General features: G+C 62.6%; 8 protein-coding genes, 1 tRNA gene, 1 rRNA gene and 1 riboswitch. Of the genes, 2 read left to right on the forward strand and 8 right to left on the reverse strand.

The features are described 5' to 3' along the window. Window positions 1–141 precede the first annotated feature (141 nt). Window positions 142–1,827, forward strand: a complete 1,686-nt coding sequence (locus G4923_RS21035; RefSeq protein WP_163138193.1) for a methyl-accepting chemotaxis protein — start codon at window positions 142–144, stop codon at window positions 1,825–1,827. Window positions 1,828–2,089: 262 nt separating this feature from the next. Then, a riboswitch (cyclic di-GMP riboswitch) is annotated at window positions 2,090–2,175 on the forward strand. A 65-nt stretch (window positions 2,176–2,240) separates the two neighbouring features. Next, on the forward strand, window positions 2,241–3,659 hold the full coding sequence (gbpA, locus tag G4923_RS21040; RefSeq protein WP_163138194.1) for an N-acetylglucosamine-binding protein GbpA: 1,419 nt from the start codon (window positions 2,241–2,243) through the stop codon (window positions 3,657–3,659). A 66-nt stretch (window positions 3,660–3,725) separates the two neighbouring features. On the opposite strand, the gene cbl is transcribed toward gbpA, so the two are convergent. The 8 genes from cbl to rrf all read right to left on the reverse strand — a co-directional run bounded on the left by cbl (window position 3,726) and on the right by rrf (window position 10,131). Next, window positions 3,726–4,673: an HTH-type transcriptional regulator Cbl gene (cbl, locus tag G4923_RS21045; protein WP_025325756.1), complete on the reverse strand. Its 948-nt coding sequence runs from the start codon at window positions 4,671–4,673 to the stop codon at window positions 3,726–3,728. A 117-nt stretch (window positions 4,674–4,790) separates the two neighbouring features. Then, window positions 4,791–5,858 (reverse strand): sulfate/molybdate ABC transporter ATP-binding protein, encoded by a 1,068-nt coding sequence (locus tag G4923_RS21050; RefSeq protein WP_163138195.1) that lies wholly within the window; start codon window positions 5,856–5,858, stop codon window positions 4,791–4,793. Window positions 5,859–5,932: 74 nt separating this feature from the next. Then, a complete protein-coding gene (gene cysW, locus G4923_RS21055) occupies window positions 5,933–6,826 on the reverse strand; it encodes a sulfate ABC transporter permease subunit CysW (RefSeq protein WP_111913669.1) in 894 nt (297 codons plus the stop codon). Next, on the reverse strand, window positions 6,823–7,662 hold the full coding sequence (gene cysT, locus G4923_RS21060) for a sulfate ABC transporter permease subunit CysT (protein ID WP_163138196.1): 840 nt from the start codon (window positions 7,660–7,662) through the stop codon (window positions 6,823–6,825). The genes cysW and cysT overlap by 4 nt, the downstream gene beginning before the upstream one ends. A 278-nt stretch (window positions 7,663–7,940) precedes the next feature. Next, window positions 7,941–8,516 (reverse strand): RBBP9/YdeN family alpha/beta hydrolase, encoded by a 576-nt coding sequence (locus tag G4923_RS21065; RefSeq protein WP_163138197.1) that lies wholly within the window; start codon window positions 8,514–8,516, stop codon window positions 7,941–7,943. Between the two features lie 39 nt (window positions 8,517–8,555). Beyond that, window positions 8,556–9,557, reverse strand: coding sequence for a sulfate ABC transporter substrate-binding protein (locus tag G4923_RS21070; RefSeq protein ID WP_163138198.1), 1,002 nt, complete (start codon window positions 9,555–9,557; stop codon window positions 8,556–8,558). A gap of 285 nt (window positions 9,558–9,842) precedes the next feature. Continuing rightward, a tRNA-Asp gene (locus G4923_RS21075) sits at window positions 9,843–9,919 on the reverse strand. A gap of 97 nt (window positions 9,920–10,016) precedes the next feature. Continuing rightward, window positions 10,017–10,131 (reverse strand): 5S ribosomal RNA (rrf, locus tag G4923_RS21080). Window positions 10,132–10,232: the final 101 nt, after the last annotated feature.

The following is a 10,232-nucleotide window of genomic DNA, read 5'->3' on the forward strand; positions in this document are numbered from 1 at the left end:
CTATACTGGTTGCCAACACACTCAATTGGCAACCAACCATCACAACCCTTTGAAAGTTAAATAAATGTTAAACATAAAACAATCAAGGCCAGCCAGCTGACTGGCCCTCACCAGATCCGTACGGGAAAGAAGGAAAAGACTATGTTCAAGCTCGGTGATATCGCCGTGAGTCGCAAACTGATGCTGCTGCTCTCGGTGGCGCTGGTCGGCTTCATCGCACTGCTGCTCATCTCCGCCAGTGCCCTGCATCGCAACCTGATGAGTGAGCGGGAAGCCCGATTGCAGGCGGTGCTGGATCTCGCCATGAGCCGGATCCAGACCCTGGCCGCCACCCTGCCCGCCCCAGAGGCCCAGGCGCAAGCCAAGGCCATGCTCGACGGCATGCGCTTCGATGGGGACAACTACCTGTTCGTGCTGGATGAAAACCGCCACGTGGTGGTGCATCCCGCCAAGCCAGAGCTGGTCGGCCAGCAGATGGGCGGGACGCCCGCCGAATCCCACTGGCAGCGCATGGTGGATCTCGGCAAGGGCGGCCATCAGGGTCGCCTGGAATACCAGTGGATCTCCCCCTCCGGCGAGGCGGCCCAGAAGATGTCGCTAGTGGCCGGCTACCAGCCCTGGGGCTGGATCCTGGGCTCCGGCCTCTTGCTGCAGGACATAGAGGCCACCATCTGGTCCCAGTACCAGCTGATGGGGGGCGCCACCCTGCTGGCGATCCTGCTGATGGGGTGGCTGGGGGTGGCCATCAGCCGCTCCATCGTCAACCCGCTGGCGGAGATCAACAGGGCCATGGCTCAGGTGGCGGCCGGGGATCTGGTGGTCAGCATACCCGTGCATGGCAAGGATGAGCTGGGGGCCGTCGCCCGCTGTACCAATCAGGGACTGGACGCCATTCGCCGCGCCCTGCTGGAGGCGAGCCAGGGGGCCCGCAACGTGGCGGATGCCGCCCTGCGCATCGCCGCCTCCGCCGAGCAGACCAATCAGGCGGTCAACAGTCAGCGGGATCAACTGGCCCAGCTCGCCACCGCCATGAACGAGATGAGCGCCACCATCTCGGATGTGGCGGGTCACGCCGAGAACACGGCCCGCGACACCCAGGACGCCACCAGCGAGGCCGGGCTCGGCAACCAGGACGTCCACGCCAGCGTGCACGGCATCCAGGCGCTCGCCACCGAGGTGGAGCAGGCCACCCATCAGGTCAATCGGCTCAAGGAGGGGGTGATGCAGATAGGGGAGGTGACCGCCGTCATCAGCGCCATCTCGGATCAGACCAACCTGCTGGCTCTCAACGCCGCCATAGAGGCGGCCAGAGCCGGCGAGCAGGGCCGCGGCTTCGCCGTGGTGGCCGACGAGGTGCGCCAGCTGGCGAGCCGTACCCGCCACTCCACCGAGGAGATCCAGAGCACCATCACCCAGTTGCAGCAACGGGCGGTGACCGCCGCCAGCGCCATGGATGCCAGCCGCAAGCTGGCGGAGAGCAGCGTCGGCCAGTCCGAGAAGGCGGGGCAGGATCTCTCTCTCATCGTCAATCACATCCAGCACGTGAGCGACATGGCGACCCAGATAGCCACGGCGGCGGAACAGCAGAGCATGGTGGCCGAGGAGATGAACCGCAACGTCAGCGGCATCAATGACTCGGCCCTGGAGATGTCCCAGGCCGCCTCCCAGCTGGCCCAGGAGAGCGAGCTGCTGGCCGGACTTTCGCGCAGCCTGGACGAACGGCTGGCGGTGTTCAGGCTCGGAAATGCCCTCCCCCGGGATCTGGCGACCGGTCAGGCCCCGCGCCCCTCGTCCTCCCGCCGCACAGACCAGTACCCGCACCACTGACCGTCTGACACAGTCCCATCCCCTGCCGGCCTAGCCGACAGGGGATTTTTTCATTGATGAAAAATGTCGCGATTTTGCATCTTTTGACGGAGCGGGCGAAGTAAAACCAAACTTGATGAATTAAATATAATTTTAAAAACAGAGAGTTAAGTGATTGCTCTACTCCGATGAGGTCAAGCTGTTAAGTTTTACACTTAATAATTTAATCAAAAGAAGCCATCATGGTGGCGCCGTCCTCAAGGGCGGCACCCTGACCCTTTATGTAGTCATTTGGCAAACTGGTTGAAAGGCCAGGACGCAAAGCCTCCGGTCTAAAGACATGTCGTCCAGGATAGCGGGGTTGCCACACCCAGGTGTGTCACGGGGAACTCCCCTGCCAACTTGACTGCCCACATCACCGAACAGAGGAATGTATGGCAGCAAAAATCCAACTCAATCATGTGGCCGCGGCGCTGGCGCTGCTGGCCAGCGGCAGCGTGCTCGCCCACGGTTACATCAGCCAACCGGAAGGGCGCAACTATCTGTGCAAGACCGGCGGCAACAGCCAGTGTGGCGCCATTCAATGGGAGCCCCAGAGCCTGGAGGCGCCGTCCGGCTTCCCCGATGGCGGCCCCGCCGACGGCCAGATCGCCTCGGCCGGGCATCCGCAATTCGGTGAGCTCAATGCCCAGACCAGCGATCGCTGGACCAAGCGCAATGTGCAGGCCGGTCCCTTCGCCATCAGCTGGACCTTCACCGCCAACCACGTGACCCGCAACTGGCGCTACTACCTCACCAAGCAGGATTGGAACCCGAACCAGCCCCTGACCCGTGACGCCTTCGATCTCAACCCGTTCTGCGTGATCGACGGCAACATGGTGCAGCCCCCCAAGCAGGTCACCCATCAGTGCACCCTGCCGGCACGCACCGGCTATCAGGTCATCCTCGGGGTCTGGGAGGTGGGCGATACCGCCAACAGCTTCTACAACCTGATCGACGCCCGCTTCGACGGTGGCACCCAGCCCCCGCTGACCTGGAGCCAGGGCGGGACCATCTACCCCTCCATCGATCTTGCGGCAGGTGACAAGGCCAAGACCCGGGTGTTTGATGCCAGCGGCGAGCGTGCCGACCTGCAGACGGTGCTGACCATAGCCATCGCCGAGCAAGGCCAGAAGAACAACTGGGCCCACGCCCTGGCAGGCAAGATCAATGCCGAGCAGACCCAGATCCGCGCCGGCCAGCAGGGGGCCGATGGCCAGTTCAACCCCGTCTACGGCCAGAACCCCATCTACCTGAAAGCGGGCAGCAACCTGCAACGGGTCGAGATCCAGCTCGAGCAGCAGCAACCGCCGGTGGGCAACAGCATCAACGTGAGCGGCCTGGCGAGCGACTACCAGCTCGACAACGGCAAGGTCACCCTGAGCTTCACCGTCACGGCGCAAGGGGATCTCGCCGTCACCAATACCCTGTATGACCATGGCGGTGTCGCCAAGGGCCAGAGCGGGGCCGACATCAAGGACAGCAGCCAGAGCTTCACCATGGAGGCCACGGGTCTGAGCGCGGGCCACCACCAGCTGGTGATAGAGGGCAAACCCAAGGCTGGGGGGGAAGTGGTGCAGCAGACCCTGGATCTGATGTTCAAGGAGCCGGCCGGTGGCGACTACCAGTTCAGCTTCCCGGAAGGGCTCAAGTCCTATACGGCCGGCACCAGGGTATTGCAGCCGAAGAATGGCAAGATCTATCAGTGCAAGCCCTTCCCCTACAGCGGTTGGTGCAGCCAGTGGTCCAGCACGGCCACCCAGTATGAGCCGGGCATAGGCTCCCACTGGCAGGAAGCCTGGATCGCACAATAACGCGGTCGCAGTGACATCAATAAAACGGGGAGCCCATGGCTCCCCGTTTCTCATGCGCCGCTCGGCTCAGATCTGGTAGTCGAGCAGAGGCTCGTTGCTCATGGCCCTGGCCTGGATCTCCGCCAGCGCCAGCTCGGGGTTGCAGAGCTGGATGAACTGCCAGGTGAAGTTGTGCTGGAACTGCCCCTGCTTGAGACCTATCCAGGCGGTGTGCGGCGCAAACAGCCGGCTGCCGTCGAGCTGCACCAGCCCTTTGTCCCGCTGGGGATCGAACGCCATGTCCGCCAGTATCCCCACTCCCATCTCCAGCTCGACATAGGTCTTGATGACGTCGGAATCCTGGGCGGTCAGCAGGATCTGCGGATGTATCCCCGCCTCGGCGAAGGCCTCATCCACCCGCACCCGGCCCGTCAGGCCCGCCTGATAGGTGACTATGGGCCAGTGGGCCAGCGCCGCCAGGGTGAGTTCCCGCTCGGCGGTGAGCGGGTGCTGCTCCGGCACCACTATGTTGTGGTGCCAGCGATAGTAGGGAAACGCGACCACACCTTCGCTCTTGTCGAGCTGCTCGCTGCTGATGCCGATGTCCACCTCGCCGGTCTGCACCAGCCGCACTATCTCCTCCGGACTGCCCTGGCGCAGCTCCAGCTGCACCAGCGGGAACTGCTCGCGAAACGCCTTCACCACACGGGGCAGGGCATAGCGCGCCTGGGTGTGAGTGGTCGCTACCAGCAGCCGCCCGGAATCCCGGTTGGCAAAGGTGCTGGCCAATTTGCGGATGTTGTCGGCGTCCCCCAGGATACGCTCGGCGATCACCAGCAGCTCCTTGCCCGGCTCCGTCATGCCGAGCAGCCGTTTGCCGTAACGGATGAAGAGCGCGAGCCCAAGCTCCTCCTCCAGCTCGCGGATATGGCGGCTGACCCCGGACTGGGAGGTAAAGAGGGCATTGGCCACCTCGGTCAGGTTGTAATCCCGCCGCGCCGCTTCCCGGATAATGCGTAATTGCTGAAAATTCACCTCATCGCCTCCTGCGCTGAGTGGCGGTGGATGCTGCCACCGTCCTCTTGTTATTGGGCGACCGGATCAGAGTCCGGCTGCAAGCCTGAAAAGGGGTCTCGCCTTGGGGGCTCGTCTTCAAATCTGGTAGTCGGGATAGAGCTGCGCATGCCGGGCCACCAGGCGCACCCCCTGGCCGGGGGCGAAGGCACGGGCGGCCTCCTTGCTCAGCTCGGCCTCGTAGTGAGCGCCTCTGGTCTCGCCATCCCCGCGCAACTCCACCCGGATCCGCGGCCCCATGGGCAACAAGCGGGTGATGGTGGCGCTGATGCCTCCCGGTGCATCCGCCGGCAGTATCTCCAGCTCGTGGGGGCGCACATAGGCAATGGCAGCACTGCCCTGTGCCAGCTGGGAGCTGATGGGCCCCCCCAGCTGCTGCTCACCTATGCCGAGCCCCTGCCCGGCCACCCGGCCGCGGAACAGGTTCACGCTGCCGAGGAAGCTGTGCACAAAGGCGGTGGCGGGCTGGTCATAGACCTCGGCCGGGGTGCCGATCTGCTCGACCCGCCCTGCGTTCATCAGCACCACCCGATCCGCCACCTCCAGCGCCTCCTCCTGATCGTGGGTCACGAACAGGCTGGTGACGTGCAGCTCGTCGTGCAGCTCCCGCAGCCAGCGGCGCAGCTCCTTGCGCACCTGGGCGTCGAGTGCGCCGAAGGGCTCGTCCAGCAGCAGCACCTTGGGCTGCACCGCCAGGGCGCGCGCCAGGGCGACCCGCTGGCGCTGGCCACCGGAGAGCTGGGTCGGATAGCGCGCGGCCACGTGACTGAGCTGCACCAGATCCAGCAGCTCCTTGACCCGGGCGCGGATGCTGGCTTCATTCGGCCGATCGGAACGCGGCTTGACCCGCAAGCCAAACGCCACGTTCTCGAACACCGTCATGTGCCTGAACAGGGCATAGTGCTGGAACACGAAGCCGACGTTGCGCTCGCGCACGTGGAGATCCGAGGCATCCTCGCCGCGGATGATGACGTTGCCACTGTCGGCCTGCTCCAGCCCGGCGATGATCCGCAGCAGTGTGGTCTTGCCGCAGCCAGAGGGGCCGAGCAGCGCCACCAGTTCACCGTCGTGAAAATCGAGGTTGATGTCGGCCAGGGCCGCGTACTGATTGAAATGCTTGTTGAGTCGTTGAACCTGAATGCTCATGGCTGCCTCTCTAAACCGTTAAACCGGATTCATGGTTATCCGGGCTGACCTGCCGGCAGGCAGGCCAGGCCATATCAATGGGACTGGGTGGGCTGAGCGCGCAGCCGGGCCAGCAGGGTCTCCCCCAGCAGGGTGAAGATCCCGAACAGGGCCAGCAGGCTCGCCACCGCGAAGGCGGCGCCGGTCTGGTACTCGTTGTAGAGGATCTCGATGTGCAGCGGCAGTGTGTTGGTCTGACCGCGAATATGGCCGGAAACCACGGAGACGGCACCGAACTCCCCCACGGCACGGGCGGTACAGAGCAGCAAGCCATACATCAGGCTCCAGCGGATGCCGGGCAGGGTGACCCGCCAGAACATCTGCAGGCCGCTCGCCCCCAGCATGATGGCGGCTTCCTCCTCTTCCGGACCACGGGCCTCCATCTGGGGCAGCAGCTCGCGCACCACGAAGGGCACGGTAATGAAGGTGGTCGCCAATATGATCCCCGGGGTGGCGAAGATGATCTTGATGTCGTGCTCGCTAAGCCAGTCACCGAACCAGCCACGACTGCCGAACATCAGCACGAACATCAGACCCGCTATCACCGGTGAGACCGAGAACGGCAGATCGATGAGGGTGATGAGCAGTTGCCGGCCCGGGAAGCGGAAGCGGGCGATGGCCCAGGCGGCGGCCAGCCCGAACAGCAGATTGAGGGGCACAGAGCAGAGGGTCACCAGGGCGGTCAGGCCGAGGGCGCTCAGGGCATCTGGCTCGCTGATGGCATGCCAGAAGAAGGCGAGGCCCGGACTCAGGGCCTGGATAAAGACGGTCGCCAGCGGCAGCAGCAAAAGCGCGGCGAACCAGCCCAGCCCGACGCTGATCAGCAGCCACTTGACCCAGACGGGCTCACGGGTCACGGCAGGCTGGCGCACCTGAGTGACAGGGGCCCCATCGAGGGCCAGGTCCAGGCTGGCGTTGGATGCGTTCATATGCGGCTTCCTCCGATGCGTGCCCAGCTCCAGGCCTGCAACTTGTTGATGATCAACAGCAAAACAAACGAAATCAGCAGCATGACGGAGGCGATGGCCGAGGCCCCGGCATAGTCATACTCCTCCAGGTGACTCATGATCATCAGCGGCGCGATTTCCGAAACCATCGGCAAATTTCCGGCGATAAAGATGACGGAGCCGTACTCCCCGACCCCACGGGCAAAGGCCAGGGCGAAGCCGGTGAGCAGCGCCGGGATCAGGGTAGGCCACAACACTCGCACGAAGGTCTGCCAGCGATTGGCCCCCAGGCTGGCGGCGGCCTCCTCCTGTTCGGTCTCCGCCTCTCGCAGCACCGGCTGCAGGGTGCGCACCACGAAGGGCAGCCCGATGAAGGTGAGGGCGATCACCACCCCTATGGGGTTGTAGGCGAGCTCGATGCCAAAGGGGGCAACCCACTGACCTATCCAGCCGTTGGGGGCGAAGATGGCGCACAGGGCAATGCCGGAAACGGCGGTCGGCATGGCGAACGGCAGGTCGATGAGCGCATCCACCAGGCGGCGACCGGGGAAGCTGTAACGCACCAGCACCCAGGCCAGGATCAGCCCAAACAGGCTGTTGAGCAGGGCGGCGATAAAGGCGGCCCCGAAGCTGAGGCGAAAGGAGGCGAGCACCCGGGGGGAGCCTATCACCTGCCAGAACTCGGCGGCCGTCAGGTTGTTTACCGCGAACAGCACCAGCGCCGAGAGGGGCAACAGCACCAGTATGCTCAGGTAGAGCAGGCTGAAGCCCAGGGTCGGCCCCAGACCAGGGAGGACGGAATAAGAACTTAATCGCATAACACATCCGTTTGTTATAAAACTTTCGATACGCTGATTCTGCTCACGACCGCCAGGGACAACAAACACCAATAACGCCTTTGCTAAGCACTTTTTTGTCTAACAACGGCAAATCAGGGCTTTTAGAGCAATAAATATAAAAAAAGGTCTTTTATATAAATAAAAGACCTAACAAACGGAGCGGTGAAACCTGAGCTGCAAAGACAGTGACTATGGGATCAGGGTGGCGAGCCTGTCTGATATCTTGCGGGAACTCTCCTTGTCATATGGGTCTAGGATCAGCGGAAGCTGAGGGCCGCCCGCCTATCCCATTCGGTCGAGACGGGATCCACTACCATCTCGGCCCTGTGATGAAGGGTGTTCAGCAGCTTGAGCCCCTGACTCCACTCCCCATGACCGGACTGGGCATTGATATGGCCCACCTCGCCGGCATCGAACAGCGGCACCTGCCACTGACGACTCCAATACTCGGCACGTTCGAAGCTCATCCAGGGATCGTTGCGGCTGGCGATGAGCTGGGCGGACACCTTGATGGATCCCGCCAGCGCCTCGTCCGGGATGCCGAAGCGGGCCGGATCCGCGGGAGCCACTATCAGGATGGAGGAAACCTTGTCCGGTTGCAGCCTCGCTGCGGCAATCGCCGTCAGGGCGCCGAAGGAGTGGGCCACAAGGTGGACACGGCTGCGTCGACTTCTGAGCTTGCTCGCCAGCTTGGCACTCCAGACGGTGAGGTCCGGCTTGTCCCAGGGCAGGCCCAGCATCCGCTGCCACTGGGGAAATTGCTGGTGCCAGCGACTCTGCCAGTGATCCGGCCCACTGTTGTGCAGACCGGGAACCAGAAGGATCTTGTTCATCATGGTGTTCCTATCTGTTGTCACAGGGGCCAGTCACTGTCAGCGGCCCGGTTGGTAGATCTGGTCGAACAGCCCGCCCTGGGCGAAGTGTTTCTTCTGTGCCTTGTCCCAATCCCCTTCCAGATCCTTGACGGTAAAGAGCGCCAGCTGCGGGAACTGGGCCGCCGTCTCCTTCAGGATCGCCGGGTTGCTCGGGCGATAGTGGTACTTGGCGATGATCCGCTGCCCCTCGTCGGAATAGAGATAGTCAAGATAGCCTTTGGCGGCCGCTTCGGTGCCGTGCTTCTTGGCAACCTTGTCCACCACGGCGACGGGGGGTTCGGCCAGGATGGAGACAGACGGCACCACGAGCTCGAACTTGTCGCTGGTTCCCGGCTGATTTAGCACCAGCAGGGCCTCGTTTTCCCAGGCCAGCAAGACGTCGCCGAGGCCGCGCTCGATGAAGCTGGTGGTGGCGCCCCGGGCGCCGGAATCCAGCACCTTCACGTTCTTGAACAGGTCGCCGACAAACTGCCTGGCACCCTCTTCAGTGCCGCTCTTCTTAAGGGCATAGCCCCAGGCGGCCAGGTAATTCCAGCGCGCACCGCCGGAGGTCTTGGGGTTGGGGGTCACGATAGCGACATCCTTGCGAACCAGATCGCCCCAGTCCTTGATCTGCTTGGGGTTGCCCTTGCGCACCAGGAAGACGATGGTGGAGGTATAGGGTGACGCATTGTTGGCAAGGCGCCCCTCCCAATCGCTGGCGGTAAGACCCGCCTTGGCCACGGCATCGACATCATAGGCCAGCGCCAGGGACACCACGTCAGCCTCCAGGCCATCCACCACGGCACGCGCCTGCTTGCCGGAGCCACCGTGTGACTGGCTCACCACCACATCATCACCCGTCTTGGCCTTCCACTCCTTGGCGAAGGCGCTGTTGTATTCCTGGAACAGCTCGCGAGTCGGGTCATAGGAAACGTTGAGCAGGCGCACCTCGGCCGCATTGGCCTGGCCGAGTGCCAGCAGAGAAAGCAGGGTCAGGGCGGTCATTCGCAATTTCATGGTGATACTCCATATCGTTGGGTTGAGTACAGAATGCCGCCTCCCTCATATATCAGGAAGAAAGAAAAAACGCTTTGCTTATCTCTTTTACGCATATTAGGCCAACCGCCAACGCACACTCACTGCCGCGAACCAGCCCCCTGCTCGCCCAATTCGCCACTCATCACCGCCAGATTGCAGACACGAAAAAGCCCAGTCTGTTGACTGGGCTTGTTGACTCGCATGCTGCGTGCTGAATGTGCATAGCAAAAAGGCCTTCCCGTGAGGGAAGGCCTTTCAAATTAGTGGCGGAGCGGACGGGACTCGAACCCGCGACCCCCGGCGTGACAGGCCGGTATTCTAACCGACTGAACTACCGCTCCGCTGTCTGGTTAGCATTTTGCTAAATTGTCTGCCGTTTCAACGAGGTGTCATCCTCTCGGCCAACGTCGTGATGTGCACGTCGCTGTTTAATTGGGTGCCTGGCAGTGTCCTACTCTCGCATGGCGAATGCCACACTACCATCGGCGCTACCGCGTTTCACTTCTGAGTTCGGCATGGGATCAGGTGGTTCCACGGCGCTATGGCCGCCAGGCAAATTCTTAATCCAGAAAGCTGACGTGAATAACGATGTTGCTCATGGCTCGTCGCTATCACTGAATTTGTAAGTAGTCTCGCACTTGCTACAAGGCCCAG

Origin of the sequence: Aeromonas rivipollensis (genome assembly GCF_010974825.1) — a bacterium.
Classification (GTDB): domain Bacteria; phylum Pseudomonadota; class Gammaproteobacteria; order Enterobacterales; family Aeromonadaceae; genus Aeromonas; species Aeromonas rivipollensis.

Bases quoted from the DNA above. Each gene is read 5' to 3' on its own strand.
- G4923_RS21035 (WP_163138193.1), top strand. From the start codon at position 142: ATGTTCAAGCTCGGTGATATCGCCGTGAGTCGCAAACTGATGCTGCTG.
- cysT (WP_163138196.1), bottom strand. From the start codon at position 7,662: ATGCGATTAAGTTCTTATTCCGTCCTCCCTGGTCTGGGGCCGACCCTG.
- gbpA (WP_163138194.1), top strand. From the start codon at position 2,241: ATGGCAGCAAAAATCCAACTCAATCATGTGGCCGCGGCGCTGGCGCTG.
- cysW (WP_111913669.1), bottom strand. From the start codon at position 6,826: ATGAACGCATCCAACGCCAGCCTGGACCTGGCCCTCGATGGGGCCCCT.
- G4923_RS21070 (WP_163138198.1), bottom strand. From the start codon at position 9,557: ATGAAATTGCGAATGACCGCCCTGACCCTGCTTTCTCTGCTGGCACTC.
- G4923_RS21065 (WP_163138197.1), bottom strand. From the start codon at position 8,516: ATGAACAAGATCCTTCTGGTTCCCGGTCTGCACAACAGTGGGCCGGAT.
- G4923_RS21050 (WP_163138195.1), bottom strand. From the start codon at position 5,858: ATGAGCATTCAGGTTCAACGACTCAACAAGCATTTCAATCAGTACGCG.